Below are 22,790 nucleotides of genomic sequence, written 5' to 3'. Positions count from 1 at the left end.
AATCCGCTCCTCCTCCAGTTATCTATTTATAATTGGAATTTGTATTTCCATTAATTGTGCATCTTGTTTTGTAGATAACGGTAAGTATATTTCCCTACCAGGTTCGTTTTCCTTGATCTGATAGTTATTTTTCTCAATCCATTTAGCTAAATCAACACAGGCTGTACAAGCAAAGTTAGAATCCGAACGAAAGGCCATTGTGGCCATCATCGGCTCAGGAGGAAGAGTCCGTAGTTGAAATGTATCTGGAGATAATGGAAGCTCCCGGGTTAAAAAAAACCGACTTCAAATTCAAACTCATCCTCTTTTTCGTCTATTTCTTTCCACAAAACGACCTGGGGACTTTGAGCCAATTGGCGAGTTTCCTTTGTTAATAATTGATTAAATGTACGAAAGAGATCTGGAATTTCTTCTTCTCTACCGCGCGCTTTCAAAGAAAGAAACTGTTGAGCACCTTCTGCTTTGATTCTGATTTCTTGTCCTGTTTCCACTTGCCCCTCTCTTTCTATAAGCTGCATACGCTCCTTAATCCGGGCGAGCTTGGCTTGTTCTATATCGATGATATTCTGGATTTCACTTTTTTTCATCTTAAACATCCCTTGAATATACTCCAATGTAATATCTTCGTGGAGCAACTGTATAATTTGTGGCAATGTGAACCCCAATTCCTTATAGATAAAAATTCGGTTGAGCACAAGAAGCTGGTCTGCTTAATAGTAACGGTAGCCGGTGTCGTGATCCACCTTTCTCGGCTTTAATATGCCAATCTGGTCATAATAGCGCAATGTTTTTAAGGAGACCTTGCTTAACCTGGAAAACTCACTGATTTTAAACAAAATATCACCTCCAATCTATAACATAATGGGAGTATACAGTTTCCCGTGCAGGGGAAAGTCAAGTGTGCGAAGGTTTCATTCAAGCAAGAACCTTTTTAGGCTTTTATCTATAAATACGGAATCTGGTTCATGCTGTCCAATGCCTGCGCAATGCCCCCACTTCGATTCAATCGGGAGGAAGAACGCATTTGGCATATGCAGTGCCTCAAATTTGTTATCCTGGGGAGGAAAGAAAAGGTCCGTACTTCCCGGCATAACCAGCGCCCGTGCTGTAATCCTGCTTAATGCAAGTTCAAAATCGCTGTCATACGTCGGATTAGCGCTAATGTCGCCGGTGATTCCAGTACGTAACATGGTGATCAGGTCATTAGCGTCAAAGGTCAAAAACACTTGATCCCAGTAATCCACGAGATATTCCTCCAGTGTGTGGTAGCCCTCTTGCTGATAGAGCTTCTCTAGATAATAAGCCTGAGAGAAACCCCAAGCTGCATAGACTCGACCCATGGCTGCCAATCCCGCTTTGGGCTGCTGCGTGTAAAAGCCATTATTCCAGGCAGAATCAGCCTGAAGGGCAGCGATCATTCCTTCAAATACAACCCTTGCATGTGGCCGGGTCTTGGCAGTCCCTCCGAATGGAGCGATTCGTTCGACCATATCGGGATAGCTTGCTCCCCACTGGAAGGTCTGCACGGCTCCGAGTGACCAGCCAACAACGAGGGCGACTTTTGTTATACCAAAATTTTGGGTAACCAGTTGATGCTGCAGCCGCACATTATCATAAATCGAAACCTGCGGAAAATTAGCTAGATGATAGGGCGGGGGCGTATTGCTTGGCGAGGAGGATAGTCCATTGCCCAACATATTCGGGATGATGATAAAATACTTTTCCGGGTCTAGTGCCTTACCAGGTCCAATTAACCATTCATTATCGGTATGCTGGCCTGCAAACCATGTAGGATAAAGGATAACATTGTTTTTTTCTGCATTTAGCGTTCCGTAGGTTTTGTAGGCGATAACGGCATGTGGCAGGGTGTCGCCGGATTGCAGCATAATCTCTCATGTGAAAATCTCCTTTCGATAGTTAAAGATGGGATGCCTTTCTTGTCATCACTCTACGATGATGTTATGGTTAAGTCAAAGAAACGTTTCTGAATAGAACGTTCATTTTTTTTGAATTAAGGGGTGGAATATACCATGGAATTGCGCCAACTAAAAACCTTTTATACGCTTGCTTCCACACTCAACTTTAGCCGCGCTGCAGAAGTGCAAAACTATGTCCCCTCAACGGTTACAATGCAGATGAAGGCCTTGGAGGAAGAACTGGGTGTCAAGTTGGTGGACAGATTGGGTAAAAAAGTGATCCTGACCGATGCAGGGAGACGTTTTCTGGGCTATGTAGAAAACATATTTAGTGAGCTTGAAGAAGCACAGCATGCAGTCAAGCAATCTGGCGAGGTAACGGGTACGGTGGTCATAAGTGCAGATGAAACGTTGTGTACGTACCGGCTGCCGGCCGTACTGCGCCGGTTTCGCTTGCGCTATCCGGGCATTCGGCTGATGTTTCGGCCGCTGGCTCATCCGAACCTCAAACAGAGCTTGCGGGAAGGGGACGCGGACATTATTTTTATGCTGGACGAGGACAAGGGCGAGACAGGATTTTGCGGAGAAAAAATGCTGGACGAGCCCTTTTATGTATTGGCAGCGCCTGATCATCCTTTGGCTTCACGTACTGCGTTGGCCATTGAAGATTTTAATGGTGAGACCTTTTTATTGACGGAGAAGGGATGCTCCTATCGTACGTTTTTTGAGCGAAGTCTTTCACAGAAGGGCATGGGTGGAATTATCGAATTGGAGTTTAATAGCGCAGAAGCCATTAAACAATGTGCAAAAATAGGAATGGGTATCGCCATATTACCTGAAATGGCAGTGACAGCAGAAGTGAATCGGGGAGAACTGGTTCCGTTGCCGTGGGATTTGACCGCCACATCGTTTGCTACCCAAATGTTTTGGCATGAAGAGAAATGGATCTCGCCCGCCATTGAAGCCTTTTTGAAATTGATCAGGGAGACCTTCCTGATCCATCCTTCGGAACTGAATTAAGCCAAACATAGAGGAGATGATGACTAAGAGGAATAGGTATTACACAGTATGGAGACGAGAGCCGCTTGCAGGAGGTTGAGCTATCCACACCAAAACTTGGAGAAGACGAGCTTTTGGTTTCGATCCAGGCAAGCGGTGTAAATCCGGTGGACTGGAAGGTTCGGGAAGGGAAGCTGCAGGACGACTTCTCGTTTGAACTCCCCCTAATGACGAATTAACTCACACAGGAGTTGTCAACTTGAATCTTCTTCCTCGAAAATGCCTCTCGACGACCAAGGGCCGTCAGGTACTCTGCGCTAATGCGGTGTTATATAAAGTCACAACCTTCTTCGATTTACATTCAAAATTAGCCCTTCCATAATCTCTTTGTTTCCATTAATACTTCTTCATTGAATTCCATCCTGTAGATATCGGGTTTTGAAGTCTTTAAGAAAATTGAAAAGCCTACAGTATCATTTACTGTAGGCCATATGTTTGTGAATGGATTTGAATAATCATTCGTAGTTATACGTTTTTATTCTATTATGAAATAATATTCATCCAAGTGTATAGAGCTTTATTTCTCACTTTCTATGATTCAATTATATCATTATTCGTGAACATTTTTTCAGCTTTCATGATTCATCACGGCTTATAGTTGGTTGAAATTAATGGAAAAACTCAAAGAAAAAATTGCTACTCTTCTTAATGTCTTCTGTGAGCAGACGAGCTGATCTGAATCGGTCTGCCACAATCCCGCTGCTCATAAACAGTCCATTTGCTGCTCATTCGCCCATCCCCCACCCGCCTCTCCGACTTAGGTCCAGTCGCAAAAACCATCGCGGGTCCGATTGTGTCGAATCACGGAATCGCCTACAATAAGAACATAAGACAAGTATGAGGTGCAAACCGAGACTCGAGGTCGCTTCCATTCCAATCTGCAGGTTTCGGCTCTGCTTACGATGGCAGTCTCCAGCATCCGTTTCACCAAATGTGTCAGCATCGTTACGGTCGTTGGGGATGGAGAAGGAAGCGAGTGATTCCCCGGTCTCACTCATGAATTGTACATGATGTGAGCGTAAACTAACGTCAATCTCAACCAGCATTTGCGATATAAGATTGCCTCCTAAGTATTAATCAAGCTGATCTCAAACCTGGGTGTCCATCAGAACCACCTACTGCATCCTCGTCATCAGCACTCATATCGGAACATGAGGCCCCCCCGTCAGTTCAGCGGTGCAACTAGTGGTTAGAAATTGAGTGGCGGATCTTGGGTGACAGGCTTTCCTAAGTAGTGTCATTAAACCCGCAAAGAGAAGAAATATCCTGAGAAGAAGCTTGTTGATCCTATTGTCCTACGGACAGGTCCAAGATGCTAGAAAGAAATATAGTTTGAATATTTAGAAAATCTGAAATTTTTCAAACAAAGCTTCAAAAAATTCTATACGAGGAGATGTAATAAGTGAAAAAGTTAATCGAATTCAAAAAAGTAAAGAAAGAATACAAAATAGGAGAAGTGCTAATCAAGGCCCTTGATGGTGTTGATTTTTCCATATCAGAGGGAGAATTCGTCGTTATTTTGGGTGCAAGTGGTGCCGGTAAAAGTACGATTTTGAATATACTTGGCGGTATGGATACGGCTACCTCAGGTCAAGTGTTTGTTGGTGATCAAGAAATAACAAGATTGGGCGAAAAAAAATTAACAGAATATCGCGGTGAGAAAGTTGGCTTTGTTTTTCAATTCTATAACTTAATTCCGAATTTAAATGCTCTGGAGAATGTTGAATTTGCCACTGAAGTATGTAAAAACCATCTGGATGCTAAAGATATTTTACATAAAGTTGGATTAAAGAATCGTATCAAAAACTTCCCTTCCCAGCTCTCTGGAGGAGAACAACAAAGAGTTGCTATAGCTAGAGCTGTTGCCAAAAATCCTTTACTTTTACTCTGTGATGAACCAACCGGAGCTTTGGATTATGTTACAGGTAAGTCCGTCTTAAAGCTTCTTCAAGATTTGAACAAGGAAACGAAAAAGTGCGTCGTTTTGGTCACACATAATTCCGCAATTGCTCCTATGGCTGATAAAATTATTAAGGTTAAAAGCGGAATGATAGAAAGCGTTACGATTAATGATGAAAAACAAAGTGTTGAAGGGATTGAGTGGTGATTATGAAATTACTTTTAAAATTAGTAAGGGATATTAAACAATCGATTGGACAATTTATAGCCTTAGTTTTGGTTATCGCAGTAGGAGCTTTTTTCTATACGGGGCTGGTAACTTATAGCGATAAGCTTAGTACTTATACTAAAGAATACTTTGAAGAACATAATTTAAGTGACTTAAATGTGTATTACAGTCAAATTTCCAAAGATGATGTGGCAGGTTTAAGCGAAGTTGAAGGTATAAATAAAATAGAAGGACGTTATACCTTGGATGCCACGCAAGCCTTTGAAGATTATAAAACTTCATTAAAAATTCATTCGATCCCTGTAAAAAATGAAATAAATACGCTTACTATGATTGAGGGCAGTATCCCGACAAAAAAGGATGAAATCTTAATAGATTCCCATTATGCAAAAGAACATGATTATCATGTCGGTGATAAAATCAGTATAAATACGAATGGGAGAGATTTTACGTTTACCATTAGCGGCTTGTGCGAGAATGTTGAACATGCAAAAAAGAACGAAACACAAGACCATAAAGCCTACGGAGTAGCTTATATTGCCGAAGTGGCAATACCTAAAGTCGCAGACGGCTTTTCCTATAATGAAATCATGATTGATGCTCAAGATGGTTACGATATTGATAAATTAGGTCAATCCATTGAAGTACAAACCAAACAACTTTCTTATTTAAACCAAGTAAGTAAAGAACGGACTTTCAATTATTCTAAAATAAATGAAACGATATATAATAATGGTATGATGAGTAAGGTTGTACCTTTAGTTCTCTTTTTGATTTCAGCTATTATCCTATTTCTTACCATGTCGAGGATTATAGATTCTCAAAGAAATCAAGTAGGTATTATGAAGGCTTTGGGTGTAAAAAACAGAAACATCATGCTTCATTACATGGGATATCCTGTACTGGCAGGTATAATAGGCTCAATCATAGGTAGTGCCATTGCCGCTAGTGTATTTATTCCTTTAGTAACTGCGTCGAGTGCAAGGTCCCACTCTCTGCCTGACATTACATACTCACTTTCTTTTTATTCGATCATTCCTCCCATCCTTTTCTCTAGTGCTTTTGGACTCCTAGCATGTTACTTAAGTGGTAGAACCATATTAAAAGAACGTGCGGCTCAGGCTATGCGTCCTAAACCGCCAAAGACAATGAAAAAGCTACTTATAGAAAGAGTTCCAGGTCTATGGAGTCGCATTTCATACAGTTATAAACTCATTTTGAGAAATATTTTCTTAAATAAACCAAAAGCTTTAGCGAGCTCAATCGGTGTTGTTGTAAGCACTGTTTTATTGATAACTGCTTTTGGCACTCAAGCGGCCTTGCTAAAAGTAGCGAACCAAATTGAAGATGTTTATACCTATGATTTAAAAGTAGATTATACGATTGGAACATCTTCTGATACGTTAAAACTACCCTCCGGTATTAAAAGTAATTATTTTTTATCCACCTTTCCTGTTGAATTCATAAAAGATGATGAAAAAGAAAATGCCACTTTAGTTGTTACTGAAAAAGAAAACAGTCTCATTCATTTCTTTGACGAAAATGACAATGAGATATCTTTAGAAAACAATGGTGTGCTGGTACCCAAATCTTACGCCGACAAATATCATATTTTAGAAGGGGATATCATCCAAATAAAATTCACAGCACCAGAGCTTAAAAATAAAACTGTAGATACGAAGGTTTTACAAATATCTACACAGTATTCGAATCCGTCGTTTTATATTACACCAGCCTATTTAAAGAGCTTTGACATCGACTATAGTCCAACCTCGCTTTTAGTTGAAGCAAATAGCTCTACAGATCTTACAAGTGTTCGTAACTTCTTTGAACAAGATCCTCATGTAGATACAATTGCAGATAAGACTGGTCTAAAGAAATCAGCTCAATATATTTTGAAACAAAACAGTTTTGTATTTATCATGTTTACCATTTGTGCCGTCATACTCTCCTTTAGCGCCATATATACGATATCTTCCATCAACATTTATGAAAGGAATCGTGAGCTTGCAACACTTAAGGTATTAGGCTATCAAAAAAATAAAATAAACAGACTTATATTTTTTGAAAACATCATACTAACCACCTTTGCGGTAATTGTAGCTTTACCGATCAGTGGCTATATTTATTCATTTGTTGTAAAGGCACTGTCTAGTACCCATCAACAAATCCCAGATAAATTAAATATTTTTATAATTTTGGCATCTGTTATTCTTGCATTCTTACTTACCATTCTATCTAACTTACTACTTAGGAGAAAAGTAACCAAAATAAATATGATTGAATCATTAAAAAGTATTGAATAAAACTTTTAAGCTTCATCCCTAAAATTAACCAAAAGTCCTCAGCTTTGCTTGCTGATGACCCAACATTTACTTTTGAATTCCAATAGTTCGATTTTTTCTATTATTGATTTTGCTTTAGGTTTGGTAAGAACGCCATTATATTCCCAGTAAGCTCAATTAACTTTACACTCTCCCTATAGCACCAACTCGCAACTTAATCTCTTGCCACTGTAGAAATCAAATAATTGTGACATGCTTGTTCAATCCCCTATTCTTTTTAATAGCATACACAGATATCTTGCAAAATTCTTAAGGACAAAAAAACTAAGCTTATTCAAATAGCTTAGTTTTTTTCAAATAGGGTTTATTCAACAATCCATTCGGTTTAGGTATCCCCATTATTTGTCAATGCGATGTATTGACACTACGCACTCCACATGTGTTGAGTGCGGACTGTTGAACACTTATGGATGAGTATCCTGATTCTGGCTGTATTCAGTGTCTCTTTTATACCAAAATTTTCATCGTCTATTCACTTTGTGGGTATCTTAACTGCATTCGCTTTACTTAATCTAGGTACGATGATGGATATCAAAAACAATAACCATCATTTTCTGATTACACTGCCCATTAAACGCAAACATATTGTTCAAGCCAGATATATAGCTGCCATCATATATACCTTTTGGGAACCCTTGCTTCTTATGGGATTCACTGACTCGTTAAACAAGCAATCTTAGAACTTACTATGCCAGACTATACGGTCATGGACATTCATCATGCTTGCTTTGATGCAGCCTATAGCTATACTTATGAATATGGTGATTGAGAAGAATACCGCGCAGTTGATATCAGCAAAGTGATAATTACTAAAAGGAGAGCTAGTCAAATGATAGATACTCAAAAAAGGGCATCTAACTCAAGTAAAATAGCACACAATCTATTAAAAGTTGCGGACATCCGCCTAACTACTTTCAATAACCCCAAAAAAAAAGCAGATGGAGTTAAAACGTACGTTTATCTCCATCTGCTTTTACTTTTTAGTGACGTATTGGACAGCCCCTAAATAAAGGCTATTATTTATAATTAAGTATCATGCTAATGGGGTATTTTCAGAACTATACAGGTCAAGAGGTCAGGGATTAATTTGCTTCTTTAAAACTGTTGATCAAATTCGTATATTCGTCTTTATATCCATCCCAATTGCTCTTAAGTGTCCAAACCATCAATTGACCATAATGTGTAGGTGTTTCGATAACTGTGACTAAATAAGCAACATTTAAATTGTCTGAAGTACCTTCAAGCGTATATTGTAGCGCCTTATTACCATTAATCGTAACTTCTTTTACATCTCCTTGTTTTGGAGTGTCTAATGAAGAAACGAATGATTCGGTAACTGTATCATAATACTTTTGTAGTGAAGAATCTGTGAAATCCTCTTTTGATTCGAGTAGTGCCATGAAATATTTTTCTTTTTGAGGATCATAGATTTCAAGATCACTTTCTGGATGTAGCATGCCGTTCGCATCTTTCCAACTACTAGAGGCACTTACTTGAAACTTGTTGTCTTTACTCTTAAAAACTGTTACGTTGTCTGTCCCACCACATGCCGCAAGGATAGCAACCATAGAAATAGCTAATACAAATATTAATATCTTTTTCATTGTTAATTGTGTCTCTCCCTTGTATGTATTATGAAAATTCAACCGCTGCTAATACTATTCCCACCTTGAATAACCTTGTGAATGAAAATTCCAAAAAAATAGCCCCTTACTATGTTACAATATTTACAACTAAATTACCAGCTTTTTGGATAAATATTTACAAAATTCGCCAAAGTTCGCCTGTTCGTGTAAATATACCAAAGCCGACAGGTTTAAGAATGCCCGATGGCAATGAGGTAGCAGCAAATTCACAGTGGATTCCTGGAGGTTATACGGGTGGTGGAATACCTGAAGCGACAATAGATCAAGTACCTTTAGACAAACTCATCGTTACTGAAATATTAAAGTGAGGGAGCGTTAATATGAGTGTAATATTTTCTGATTACGGGGTTGAAATAAGTGTGGAGAATGGACGATACTATTTAAACTATGATGAGGGGGAATTAGTCCCTCGATTCCGTACTATTGAAATAGCCCTTGAAGAGGCTGAAAAGGCAAAACTAAGTCCTAAAGATGCTTATGAAGTTATAATTGCATTCCAAAACAAGGAGCGAAGAGAAAAAATGAACGATATCTAGGTCTTGATGGTGTGGGGCTACCTAGTGCCGAATGAATCCATCATTGTTTGAGTACTTTGAAAAGTGGCTGTATGTAGCCAAAGACAATAGTTGTAAGCCGTTATATCAATATTCTCAATTCCTAACATCTATATCCCACTTTCTATCATTAAGTTGCCAACTGACAATAAAACTGGAGTAGATATAATTATACATAAATGTAGTGTACAAACAAGAATTGTATCTTGAGTATTTAATGGTAGTAAAATACTATTATAGTGAGTAGCAAACTTTCCTCTTTAGAAAACTAAAAAATATTTATTCTTAGGTTTAGATATACGAAAGAGAAAAGAGATAATAGGTTATGATAGGGGAAAACAGGTGAAGATACGTGCAGCTTATTTAGAAGAATTGCTTTATTCTTATGACTTAAAAGACATACTGGAATATCTACCGACAGAGTCAAGGATCAAAATAGGTAAGTTTGTCAAATTCAAAGATGCTTGGCGTTCACTTATCGCGCAATTACTAATTCGCACTTCAATCATGGAAACCTTTAGAATGAGACACAATGAGTTTCTTCTAACAACAAATAAATATGGGAAGCCTTTTTGGGAACAAAATCCAGATTATTACTTTAATATATCTCATTCTGGTGATTGGATTGTTTGTGTCACCGCACCTTTTCTAGTGGGAATAGATATTGAAAAAATTGAGGATATAGATATTAGAATATCAGATAAGATTTTCTCTAAACTGGAGGTTGCTACGTTGAATTCTCTGCCTGCAGAAGAAAGGATTCTCTACTTTTATGATTTATGGACACTAAAAGAAAGCTATATAAAAGCTATTGGAAAAGGGTTATACCATCCACTAGATACCTTTTCTATCATAAAGAGCGAAGGAAGGATTTCTTTAGTTGATAATGGGGATGAATGGTATTTTCAACAATATAGTATAGATTCCCAATACAAAATGTCTGTTTGTTCACAAAAGGATATTTTTCCCAAAAAAATTGACATAACTCCTGGCTATCAAGTAGTTGAGAATTATCTTCATAGGTGCAAACTTGAGGAACTAACTCAAAAGTCTCAAACCAAAATGTAACGAACATAAATATACTTAATCCTGTTCACACCAACCTCAGCAATTTTCAGCCCATATTCCTTACAAATAGTTTCTATCAATTCGCCACAAATAAATATTAATCGGCATTTCCACTCCATACTTCAGTCATTTTCGTTTGAAATTTCCAGAAATAAGAAATAGACCGCCCTGATCAAGGTAACGGTCTATTTCTGATCGATTCGTCTTTTGAAGCCCACCGCTCTTAAAAGTGGCTATTGCGCGGGAAGTCATGTTACTGCATGGCTCTTTTGCACTGTACACATTTTCTATCTACATTATCCCGCAACAGGAGGAAGTTCTCCACTCTTAGCACTTTCAGACGCGCCTGAAAACGTTTTAATCTTTTCATCGGCTATTTCTTGTAATTTATCCTTATCTTTAATAATAATTTCGCCTGGAGTTGCATCTTCAAGGATATCATCCATTTCACTCAATGGTTTATACCTGATCCCTATTAAGCCCCAAACAAATAATACTGCTCCAGCAATTAACAGACTAAGTCTCATTTCGCGGCCTGCACCTGTGCCTAATATCATGTTTACGATTGGTGAATCAAATACACTAGATGTCAGTACAGACGCGAATACCTCATCTGCTAATATAGCTGCGACAATATAGCTAATCGGTGCTAATAGAGCCACCAGCATACGGTTCACAGCAAATACACGTCCTTGCAATTCCAGTCCAACCTTAACCTGTATCAATGACTGCCAATGAATATTTGTAATAGTTATAGCCAAAGAGGATCCGAACAAAGCAATCGCCGCAAAAATAGGTAGTGGTCTTATTCCTGCAATCATAATTGAAACTGCTAACGGAATTACAAAACCAACCATCCCTTTTGCTCTTTTACTCATACCGCCAGTTACTAACATAGCTATAGCTCCGCAGAGAACTCCAATTCCTGAAAATGCATTAATAATCCCCAACATTGATGAATTCGTGAAGGAAAGGATGAGCGGTGTCATTGTAACCAGAAACATGCTCAGTAAAAAGTTAACTACAACAAAAAATACAACCATTGCAACCAAACTTTTTCTTTTCATGATAAAATTCCAGCCACCCATTAACTCCTTCCGAATAGGTTCCTCTAATCTTGTAAACATGGTATCCGGAAATCTCAAAAAGAGCAAAACTACAACGGATATTGCGAATGTTACAAAATCAATGAGAACAAGCCCCTTAAAACCTATCGAATCCATAAATACGCCACCGCAGATTGGTGCCAGTATTCCTCCTATCGCAACGGAAAATTGAGAAACACTATTTGCCTGTGGCAGGTACATCTTTGGCGTAATCTGCGTAATTGCTGCCATATACGCCGGTTGCCTGAAGCAGTTTGCAACAGATGTAATGATTGTAAATACATATACTTGCCAAATTTGAAGCTCATTACCAAATAACAATATAAGCAAACCTAAAGGGCATATTGCTAAAACCAAATCACTGATAATTAGAATTACACGTCTGTCAAACCTGTCTACAATGGCACCTGCAAACGGAAGAACCAAAATAGTAGGAAGCATTCCCAAGAGAAACATTATGGCAAATTCCGATAGTGCCTGGGTTTGATTGAATATCCATATACCTGTTGCGAACGTAGATAAGATTGAGCCTATTTCAGAAATAATCTGCACTAAGGCAACCATCAAAAACAAATTCATACTTGGAACTACTTGCCTTTTCGTAGGTGCTTTCAAACTTACCTTGTTTTCTTTGCTTTCATTCGTTTTCTTGGTTTCAGATACCTTAGAAGAACGCTCCTTCCATACGTCAACCTTCTCTTTAATAATCTCAACTAGCTCCACTACTTGGTTTTTAAAGAAAAAATGTCCTGCATGCTTGATTGTTTTTAAATCCACATTTTCACTAAAGTGCTCCCATTCCTTATATCTTTCCTGATAAAATTCCGTAGCCCTATCGCCCTCTCCAATGATGCATGTGATTGGAGCATTACATTTCGTATTTTTCTTGCTGTTATAGTGCTGTGTATACCATTTCACACATTCCTTTGCATCATGCTTCAAATTCCTAAGAACAAATTCTGTTTCATCAGGACTAAATTCACTAGTTAAACCTCCAATCATTTTCAACATGTCTCGATTGCCCTTGTCCGTCAACTGAGTGGGGAATATTTTCTCCCACATGTTGAAAAACATATTGGAAATACGCGGTGTCGGGAACATAGCACCAACAAAAACCCCATCAACCTGAATACCAGCCTCTTCCAGCTTAGGAGCAAGAAGTACCGACATTGTGGCACCCAGACAATGTCCATAAAGAACTACAGGCCCTTTAACCTTTTGTATGATTTCCTCCAAGCAACGAGCTGCGCTCTCCTCGATTGAAACCAATTCTTCATCGGGGCAACTGTAGTCATGGCCTGGAAGCTCAACGGCATAAAGCGAATAATTTTTCGGTAGGGAATTAGCTAAAGGTTGATAAGATATCGCGCTTCCTCCACCGTAAGGAAAGCAAATGAGTGATACAACTTTATTTTTTTCATCAACAGGTTTTGTAAGCTCATGCAGCATAGTTCTATTATTTGCTACATCTTTTGATAAATAAGCTACCAATTCACGAACCGTTGAATTCTTAAACAGCTCCATTACCCCTAAGTTGTTGCTAATGCTTCTTACCAGCTTAATGGCTTTAAAAGAATCTCCACCTAAATCAAAGAAATCGTCATCAATGCCTATTTTCTCAATTCCTAGTATTTGGGCCCAAATTTCAGCCATTTCAATTTCTTCTTTGTTCCTTGGTGCGATAAAGCCTTCATCCGAATCTCTTTGCAGCATATCAGGTTCAGGAAGTGCAAAACGGTCAACCTTACCATTGGTATTCAACGGTATAGACTCAAGCTGAACAAATTTAGCCGGAACCATGTATTGGGGAAGTTTTTTCTTTACGTATTCCTTTAATCCCGCTTCACTATATTTCTCATCACTGTTTGTCTTTGGAACAATGTACGCTACTATTCTGTTTTCTCCCGCGCTATCCTCGCGAACTAGTACGACTGAGTCTTGAACGGAAGGATGTCTCTTGATCGTAGCCTCAATCTCCCCTATTTCAATGCGGTAGCCTCTGATTTTTACCTGATGGTCTATACGGCCTAAAAATTCTATATTCCCATCGGCCAGCCATTTTACAAGGTCTCCTGTCTTATACATCCTTTCCCCTGGGGCAAATGGATTTGCTACAAATTTTTCTTCTGTCAGCTCCGGGTTATTGAGATAACCTCTTGCCAGTCCGTCTCCTGCTATACATAGTTCTCCTGCTACCCCTACCGGCTGAGGATTATTATCTTTGTCCAATACGTATACACGATAATTGACTAACGGACGACCAATAGGAATAGTGTTCAACAGATCAAGACGCTCACGGTCAATCAAGAAGGCTGTCGAGTCCACGCAGCATTCGGTTGGCCCGTATATATTGGTTATCTCAGGTTTTCTCTCACCGCAAAGTGTGAATAAGTCTTTAACTGCTTGAACGGTCAATTCTTCTCCGCCTAATATAAAATGCTTGACGGTCATATCCTTTATTTTTTCTCTGTTATCACTCAATATCAATTTAAGATGAGACGGCGTTCCATCTGAAACATCTATTGAGTTATCAATGTAGTATTCTACAAGTTTTTCCCCTATGGTTCTGTAGTCTTCCGGGATAATATGCAGGCAGTCACCTCTCAACAAACTGGCAAATATCTGCTTGACTGAAGCATCAAAAACATATTGTGCAACCAAAGCTACATGTAATGGCCCAGTATATTGATCATAAATTATTTTACCTAGCCCTGTAACAAGATTAATAACGTTACCATGCTGGATCATAACTCCTTTTGGCCTGCCCGTTGAACCAGAGGTATAGATTACATAGGCAAGATCATTGGAATTGTTTACTATTTCTAAATTCATTTTATTGCCTTGATATAGTTGTTCGTCTTCTAAATCTAATGCAATTCCATCAAACTGTATCGTATGCACCAGATGTTTTTGTGTCAGCAACAGGGTAGCTTTACTATCCTCCAGCATATATTTTATCCTGTCACTCGGATATTCCGGAGAAATTGGCAAATAGGCTCCCCCAGCTTTTATTATTCCCATGATTCCAACCATCAGCTCAACTGATCTATCCACCATTATTCCGACGATTGTGTCTGCTTTTACACCTTTACCTCTTAACACTCCTGCCAATTGATTTGCTTTCTCATTTAGTTCCCTGTAGGTTAATTTCCTATCTTCATATACTACTGCTATATTGTCCGGTGTCTTTTTTACTTGTTCCTCAAAGACTTCGCAGATGGTTTTATCCATGGGATATTGTGTTTTCGTGTTATTGAAATCGACTACTATTTCCTTTTTCTCTTCCTCTGAAAGCATCTCTATTTTGCATAGCTGTATTTCCGGATTCTCTGTTACTGCCTTTACTATATTCTTAAAATGCTCAATCATTCGTTCTATGGTTTCTCTCTTAAACAGCTTGGTACAATACTCTAACTCAAAGCGTATTTCCTCCCCTTTTTCTTCTGCTCCTAAAGTTATATCAAACTTGGAAACGCCTCTTTCAAATTGAAGCTGTTTAATCCTTGCCTCATCAAGCTCAATTTCTTTAGCATCCGTATTCTGTAGCACAAACATCGTGTCAAACAATGGATTTCTACTTAAATCTTTTCGTAGATTTAGATTTTCCACCAATCGATCAAATTGATAATTTTGATTTTCATATGCGCACAAGGCATTTTTCTTTACTTCCTGTAGAAATCCAGCAAAAGTCTTCGTTCTTCCAGGATAGTTTCTCATGGCAAGAGTGTTTACGAACATTCCTACCATATGTTGCAGATCAGCATGCGATCTGCCCAATATCGGTGAACCTACTACGATATCTTCTTGTCCGCTATACTTTGAAAGCAATACATTGTAGGCTGACAGTAACGTCATATACAAGGTTACTTCCTTAGTCTTGCATATGTTCTTCAGCTTTTCTGTTACATGCTTGTCCAGACTAAATCCTATGTTTTCCCCTTCAAAACTCTGAAAACTCGGTCTCGGATAATCAATTGGCAAATTCAATACAGGTATTTCATCGCTGAATATCTTTGTCCAATATTCTTCTTGTTTTTTCATAGCCTCGGACTCTAACATTTTATGTTCCCAGGCAGAATAATCCTTATACTGTACTTTCAGCTCTTCTAAATCTTCACCTTTATACAGCTTTGTGAATTCCTCCAAAATAATACCCATGGAAGTACCATCAGATATGATGTGATGCATATCAATCATTACAACATGCTTCTCTGTTGCAAGCTTAATAAGCTTCACCCTTAAAAGGGGAGCTTTTGCTAAATCAAAGGGTTTTACGAATTTTTCCGCCTCAGAGGTGACCATCTCTTCAGAGTCTGTGTTTCTCTCTTCGTATTCCACTCTAAATTCAACAGCTTCATGAATTTTCTGCTTTATTTCTCCATCTTCCACTTCAAAGCAGGTTCTGAAAACTTCATGTCTTTGCACAAGCTTGGCAAAGCTTTCCGATAGCTTATCTCTATCCAGTTTGCCTTCGAAAACCAATACGTACGGGATATTGTAACTGATTTCTTCCTTCGAGAACTGATGTAAGGCAAACAATCTCTTTTGAGCCGAGGATACCTCATAGAGTTCCCTTTCTTCTACAGCTTCTATCGGTGAATATTCAGCTTCCTTGGTATTTCCTATATATTCTGCCAGTTCCCTTACCGTTGGGTTTTTAAATGTTTCATCTACAGATATTTCAGCCAGTAAGTCTCTTTGTACAATTGCTGCCATTTTTATGGCCTTTAATGAATGTCCTCCCAAGACAAAGAAGTTGTCATTTATTCCTACTTTCTCTACCCCAAGCACTTCCTGCCATATCTTTGCCAATTTCTCTTCCATTTCGTTTCTTGGTGCTTCATATTCTGTCCCTGTTTCCATGCTTCCATCAGGTTCGGGTAACGCCTTCCTGTCAACCTTACCGTTTGGTGTCAACGGAAATCTGTCCAATTGTACGAAGTATGACGGTACCATGTAGTCCGGCAATACCTTCGATAAATATTCTCTTAGCTCGCCTACCGTTAGTTCTTTGTCTCCTACTATGTATGCACATAGGTACTTGCTTCCGCCTTCTCCTCTTGCTACTACTACTGCTTCCTTTACGTTTGGATAGAAAAGCAGCTGGTTTTCTATCTCCCCCAGTTCGATCCGGAAGCCCCGTATTTTCACCTGGTGATCTATCCTCCCCAGGTATTCTACGTTGCCATCAGGCAGCCATCTTGCTAGGTCTCCTGTTCTGTACATTCTTGTTCCCGGTACAAAGGGGTTAGGCACAAACCTCTCTGCTGTCAGCTCCGGTTTGTTCATATACCCTGTTCCTAAACTGTCACCAGCTATACACAGTTCTCCTGGTTGTCCAACTGTAAGCAACTGATAATCTTTATTGACAATATACAGCTTTACGTTGTCAATTGGCTTACCTATCGGTACTACTTCTATATTATTTATCTGTTCATTCGGTATTCTGTAGTATGTCGCTATATCCGTACACTCTGTCGGGCCATAGGTGTTTACTATCTCCGCCTGATAGTATGGTGTATCTATCCAGCTTAACAATTTAGGGATGTTTATTGGTTCACCGCCTAAAAATACCCACTTCAATTGCCTTAATTCATGATAGTCCGATGATGTATCAACGATTAACTGAAATGCACTAGGAGTACAATTCACGATCGTGATTTTTTGCTCGTCCATCAGTGTAAGAACATTGTTATAGCTGTAAATCTTTTCTGGAAGCACAATCAGCCTCCCCCCTTTTATGAGGGACGCGTAAAGATTCTTTTGAGCTAAATCGAAACCTACAGGTGCTATTAAGAGGATATTGTCGCTTTCATTTATTTCAAAATCCCTTGTAAACCAGTTCATAAGGTTAGAAAAAGAATCGGCTCTTACCGTGGCTCCCTTTGGGTTCCCAGTAGAACCTGAGGTATAGATAAGGTACATCTGTCTATCCGGACGATACTTGAGATTCAAATTACCTACGGATTCTTCGGACGTTTCCAGAATTTTTTCTATCCCTACTACTTTTATACCCAATCCTTCCGTCTGCTTACGGTAGCTTTCCTGTGTCAACAAAATGCCTGTACCGCTATCCTTCAGCATATATTCAATTCTATCTGTTGGGTATTGCGTATCTATAGGCAGATATGTTCCTCCTGCCTTCAACACTCCAAGTATACCTATGAGAAGTTCAGCAGATCTGGAAATTAAAATACCTACGGTCTTATTCTCCTCTATTCCCTCAATTCTCAAAGTTCTAGCAACCTGATTCGCCTTGCTGTTTAGCTCCCTGTAAGTAAGTTTCTTATCTTCATATACTATTGCTATATTATCCGGTGTCCTTTCAACTTGCTCCTCAAACAACTCATGAATAGATTTGCCCCTTGGATATTCTGCATAGGTGTCATTGAATTCATGCAGTAGCTTATGTCTCTCTTCCTCTACAAGCATGTCTATTTCACATAGTTTTATTTCCGGATTCTCTGTTACTACCTTTACTATGTTGATATAATGTTGAATTACTCTTTCGATGGTTTCTCTCTTAAATAGCTTGGTGCAATATTCTAAATTACATTTTATTTCTTCCCCTACTTCTTCTGCTTCCAAAGTCATATCAAACTTGGATACTTTACCTTTATACGCATATTCTCTTATGCTTATATTTTCAAGTTCAATTTCTTTCGTATCCGTATTCTGTAGCACAAGCATCGTATCAAACAACGGATTCCTGCTTACATCTTTTCTTAGATGTAGTGCTTCCACCAATCTATCAAACGGATAATTCTGATTTTCATATGCACGTAATGCATTTTTCTTTACCTCTCCTAGAAATTCAGCAAAGCTTTTCTTTCCTTCAGGGTAGTTTCTCATAGCCAAGGTATTTACAAACATACCCACTACTCCCTGCAAATCATCATGGGATCTGCCTGCTGTCGCTGAACCCACGACTACATCTTCCTGCCCACTGTATTTGGCTAACAATATATTGTAGGCAGATAATAAAGTCATGTACAAGGTTGCTCCGTTATCCTTACCTACTTTCTTCAGCTTTTCTGTTAGTCTCTTGTCTAGTCTAAAGCCAATACTTTCCCCTTCAAAGCTTTGAAGAGCTGGCCTTTGATAATCCATTGGTAAATCTAGTACTGGTATGCCATCACTGAATATCTCTGTCCAATATTTTTCGTGTTTTTTCATTGCCTCGGATTCCAGCATTTTATTTTCCCAGGCAGAATAATCCTTATACTGTACGCTTAGCTCTTCTAGGCTTTCACCTTTATACAGCTTTGTGAATTCCTCCATAAAAATACCCATGGAAGTACCGTCTGATATGATGTGATGCATATCAAACATTAACATATGCTTCTCTGCTGCAAGCCTAATAAGCTTCACCCTTAAAAGGGGCGCTTTTGATAAATCAAAGGGTTTTACGAATTTCTCTACTTCACACTTAATTATTTCTTCTGAATCTGTGTTTATTTCTTCATATTCCACCTTACATTCAACAGTTTGATGAATTCTCTGCATGATTTCTCCAGCTTCCAATTCAAAGGAAGTTCTGAAGGCTTCATGTCTTTGGACAAACTTTCTCAAGGTTTCTTCAACTTTATTTCTTTCCAGCCCGCCTTCTAAAAGCAATAGGAAGGGTAGATTATAATTGGTCTCCTGTTTTGAAAACTGATGTAGGGCAAACATTCTTTTTTGAGCCGAGGATACTTCATACAGTTCCTTTTCTTCTACAACTTCTATGGGTGAATATACAGCTTCTTTCGTTTTCCCTATATATTCTCCCAGCTCTCTTACAGTCAGATGGCTAAATATTTCACCTACAGATATATCAGCATTTAGCTCTCTTTGTATCATTAACACAATTTTTATAGCCTTTAATGAATCTCCTCCTAAAGTGAAGAAGTCATCATTTATTCCGATCCTGTCTACTTCTAATACTTCATTCCATATTTTCACAAGCTTTTCTTCTACTTCATTTCTTGGAGCGATATATTCCACTCCTGTATCGATTTCTCCGTCCGGTTTTGGCAGTGCCCTTCTATTTATCTTGCCATTGGGTGTTACAGGCATTTTTTCTATTTGCATAAAATATGTCGGTATCATATAGGTCGGTAAGCTTTGAGACAGGTTTTTCCTTAACTCTGGTACTGTTATCTCTTCTTCGGATACAATATAGGCACATAAGTACTTATTTCCTTGTCCATCCTCTCTATCCAGCACAACTGCCTGCTTAATTCCTTCATATTTCAGTAACTGGCTTTCGATTTCTCCAAGTTCGATTCGATAGCCCCTTATTTTTACCTGGCTATCTATCCTACCCAGGAATTCTATGTTTCCATCGGTCAGCCATCTTCCTAAATCTCCTGTTTTATACATGTATGTGCCTGATTCAAAAGGATTTTCTATGAATTTTTCCTTACTTAAATCTTCATTATGTAAATATCCCCTTGAAATACCGCTACCTGATAAACATATCTCTCCTGGAACACCTATTGGCTGAAGATTATTATTTTTATCAACAATATATATCTTTGTGTTACTTATTGGTCTTCCAATAGGTATATTTTCATATTCCCGATCTATCTTAAAGCTTGTCGATACAACAGTATACTCTGTCGGGCCATAGTTATTGTATATCTCATAGTTCTTATTCTCTGTATATCTGAGCGTATCAGCTCCCGTTAATAATCTCCGTAATGAATTATTTTCCAATCTTATGAATTGTTCAAAAACTTGAGTCGGCATGAAGCCTATTGATATTTCGTTCTCCTCAAAGTATTTATTTAACTTATTGACATCAAGTTTCAATTCGTCACTGATGATATGTATGGAAGCACCGGATATAAGATATGGGAATATCTCCCATACAGAAGCATCAAACCCGACTCCTGCGTATTTTGCTGCTTTATCAGATTCATCTACTTCATAATAATTGTTATGCCAAATGCATAAATTCACTAAGCTAATATGTTCTACCATAACTCCCTTAGGCTTTCCTGTAGACCCGGAGGTATATATCACATAGGCTAATGCATTTGAGCTATTTACACTTTTTAGATTTTCTCCTTCCGTTGAATATTCTTCTTCATTGTTCAGGTCGATTATTTCTCCCCTAAAATCTATTTCCAACAAATCCTTTTGTGCAAGTAATATGCTTGTTCTGCTATCTTCAAGCATATATTGTATCCTTTCCTTAGGATACTTGGTGTCTATAGGCAGGTATCCTCCACCCGCTTTTAGCGTTGCCATTATTCCGATCAGCATTTCTATCGATGGCTCTACCATTATTCCTACAATGCTGTCCGGCACTACACCTTTATACCGCAGCACCCTTGCCAATTGATTCGCTTTCTCATTCAGTTCTCTATAGGTTAATTTCTTATCTTCATAAACTACTGCTATGTTATCCGGTGTCCTTTCAACTTGCTCCTCAAATAACACAGATATCGTTTTGTCTTTGGGAAATTCTTCCTTGGTGTCATTGAATTCTACTAAAATCCTCTTCTTTTCTACATCTGAAAGCATGTCTATTTCGCACACTTTAATTTCCGGATTCTCTGTTACTTCTTTTAATATATTGATAAAACATTCAGAGAAATTTTTAATTTCATTTTTATCAAAAAGGCTTGCGTTAAATTCGATTCTCCCATTTATTCCTTGCGAAATTTCACTAAATCTAATCCATATACCAAACTTAAGTTCTTTTAACAAAGGAATTTCCTTCAGCATAGTCACAGTATCAAAGATAACATTGTGATAATTGTCCGCCTTATTAAAACCGCCTGAAAATTCAGCGAATTGAACATTTTCTTCCACACTTGCACTTCTAAAAGTTTCATTTTCATTTATCGCATTCTTAATAAAAGAATAACTGTATTGATTACTGATATTCTCAGTTGAAACTATATTTTCAATAATATTTTCTTCTTCACGGGTATACTTAAACAATAAAATTGCAAATGCAGTAAACAAAAGGGTGTTCACTGAATTCTTATCTTTTTCGGCAATTGCTTTCATTCTGTTTGTAAGCGAGGTATTAATCGTAAAATTCATACTTTCTGGAGAGAACTCTATCTCTGTACTATTCTCAATGTAACTTCCTAAAGTAATACCTTCACTTAAAAATTTTTTCACTGATGTTTCACCATCCCATACATTTTATTTCGACATACAGATAATCTTTATTCTGCCAATTTCTATAAAATATGCACACAATAGCATATATTATCGAGTATATTTCACTTCTTCATACCTTTTGCTCCATGATGCTATTGGCTCGATAGCCCGTTTATCCCATCCTATCCTTATTTTGTCCACCTCCCATCTTTACTCTTTAATAAATACTTGTAAGAAAATGTATTTCCGAGTTAATTCAACATAAATTATCAAAATCCTTCTATTTTAGTAATTAAACGACATAAAACTACAATGCCCCTACGAGCCACATCCCAATATGAACCTGGATTTGGATCTTTTTTTCTCCAGACTGTTTACTATCCTTGTATACTGACCCCATGAGACCCCAGATAACTTCTAAGTTATAATTGAGCTAAGGTCGAAAGGAGTATTTTTATGGGAAGAAGAAGTTGGAAGTCCCCCAAGATGGAGAGACATTGTACCTATGTTAGGTGCAATTGATATATTTCTCTTTCACTAATCAGGTGCAAAATTTGGCAAAGAGCCTTTGTAATTAACATGCTGCCAGTATGGGAATAACGGAAATCTGTAAACGACGCTTAAATAGTTCTGCTCAGATATCGTCAGTATAAGAAAAATAGAAGCTCAAGCTGAAATGATGCTTGAACTTCTATAGTGTTTTTCTAGGTAAATGTGGTATCCGAGTACTATTCCTTAGTTAGCAACACACAGCACTCCACATGTGTCGAGTGCTTATTTCAAGCACCCTTTTGCAGACCTAGCATCGTAGCTTCAACCTCATGCAGAGGTATAGGTCTTATCAAGAAGGGGTACATATTTCCA

Annotated in this window: 11 protein-coding genes and 1 pseudogene; 7 read left to right on the top strand and 5 right to left on the bottom strand. The window is 38.3% G+C overall.

Annotated elements, in window-relative coordinates; translation table 11 throughout:
- Positions 1–18 precede the first annotated feature (18 nt).
- Together LM917_RS02940 and LM917_RS02935 are read right to left on the bottom strand one after the other, a co-directional pair.
- Positions 19–836, bottom strand: a pseudogene (locus tag LM917_RS02940) (MerR family transcriptional regulator).
- A 75-nt stretch (positions 837–911) separates the two neighbouring features.
- Positions 912–1,886: an alpha/beta fold hydrolase gene (locus LM917_RS02935; protein ID WP_232696003.1), complete on the bottom strand. Its 975-nt coding sequence runs from the start codon at positions 1,884–1,886 to the stop codon at positions 912–914.
- 144 nt (positions 1,887–2,030) lie between these two features.
- On the opposite strand from LM917_RS02935, the gene LM917_RS02930 reads away from it, so the two are divergent.
- Positions 2,031–2,936 carry a LysR family transcriptional regulator gene (locus LM917_RS02930; RefSeq protein WP_232696002.1) on the top strand — a complete coding sequence of 302 codons (906 nt, stop codon included), beginning with the start codon at positions 2,031–2,033 and terminating at the stop codon, positions 2,934–2,936.
- Positions 2,937–3,700: 764 nt separating this feature from the next.
- Here LM917_RS02930 and LM917_RS24715 read toward each other — a convergent pair.
- Positions 3,701–4,021, bottom strand: coding sequence for an IS110 family transposase (locus LM917_RS24715; protein WP_373688751.1), 321 nt, complete (start codon positions 4,019–4,021; stop codon positions 3,701–3,703).
- Between the two features lie 356 nt (positions 4,022–4,377).
- Between LM917_RS24715 and LM917_RS02925 the strand changes: the two genes are divergently transcribed.
- The 3 genes from LM917_RS02925 to LM917_RS02915 all read left to right on the top strand — a co-directional run bounded on the left by LM917_RS02925 (position 4,378) and on the right by LM917_RS02915 (position 8,128).
- A complete protein-coding gene (locus LM917_RS02925; protein WP_232696001.1) occupies positions 4,378–5,082 on the top strand; it encodes an ABC transporter ATP-binding protein in 705 nt (234 codons plus the stop codon).
- 2 nt (positions 5,083–5,084) lie between these two features.
- Positions 5,085–7,409 carry an ABC transporter permease gene (locus LM917_RS02920; RefSeq protein WP_232696000.1) on the top strand — a complete coding sequence of 775 codons (2,325 nt, stop codon included), beginning with the start codon at positions 5,085–5,087 and terminating at the stop codon, positions 7,407–7,409.
- Positions 7,410–7,858: 449 nt separating this feature from the next.
- A complete protein-coding gene (locus LM917_RS02915) occupies positions 7,859–8,128 on the top strand; it encodes an ABC-2 transporter permease (RefSeq protein WP_232695999.1) in 270 nt (89 codons plus the stop codon).
- Between the two features lie 402 nt (positions 8,129–8,530).
- Here the strand turns inward: LM917_RS02915 and LM917_RS02910 are convergent, their stop codons facing one another.
- The gene (locus tag LM917_RS02910; protein WP_232695998.1) at positions 8,531–9,052 is read right to left on the bottom strand and encodes an LptM family lipoprotein; all 522 of its coding nucleotides are present in this window, start codon (positions 9,050–9,052) and stop codon (positions 8,531–8,533) included.
- A gap of 23 nt (positions 9,053–9,075) precedes the next feature.
- Between LM917_RS02910 and LM917_RS02905 the strand changes: the two genes are divergently transcribed.
- From LM917_RS02905 to LM917_RS02895, 3 genes are all read left to right on the top strand, one after another.
- On the top strand, positions 9,076–9,402 hold the full coding sequence (locus LM917_RS02905; protein ID WP_232695997.1) for a hypothetical protein: 327 nt from the start codon (positions 9,076–9,078) through the stop codon (positions 9,400–9,402).
- 12 nt (positions 9,403–9,414) lie between these two features.
- Complete coding sequence (locus LM917_RS02900; protein WP_232695996.1) at positions 9,415–9,630, top strand: hypothetical protein; 216 nt, start codon at positions 9,415–9,417, stop codon at positions 9,628–9,630.
- 360 nt (positions 9,631–9,990) lie between these two features.
- Positions 9,991–10,716 carry a 4'-phosphopantetheinyl transferase family protein gene (locus tag LM917_RS02895; protein ID WP_232695995.1) on the top strand — a complete coding sequence of 242 codons (726 nt, stop codon included), beginning with the start codon at positions 9,991–9,993 and terminating at the stop codon, positions 10,714–10,716.
- A gap of 296 nt (positions 10,717–11,012) precedes the next feature.
- Here the strand turns inward: LM917_RS02895 and LM917_RS02890 are convergent, their stop codons facing one another.
- Positions 11,013–21,944: a non-ribosomal peptide synthetase gene (locus LM917_RS02890; protein WP_232695994.1), complete on the bottom strand. Its 10,932-nt coding sequence runs from the start codon at positions 21,942–21,944 to the stop codon at positions 11,013–11,015.
- Positions 21,945–22,790 lie beyond the last annotated feature (846 nt).

It is taken from the genome of Brevibacillus daliensis (assembly GCF_021245735.1).
Taxonomy (GTDB): Bacteria; Bacillota; Bacilli; order Brevibacillales; family Brevibacillaceae; genus Brevibacillus_B; species Brevibacillus_B daliensis.
The sequence above is the reverse complement of the archived record's forward strand: the minus strand, read 5'-3'. Positions and strand labels throughout refer to the sequence as shown.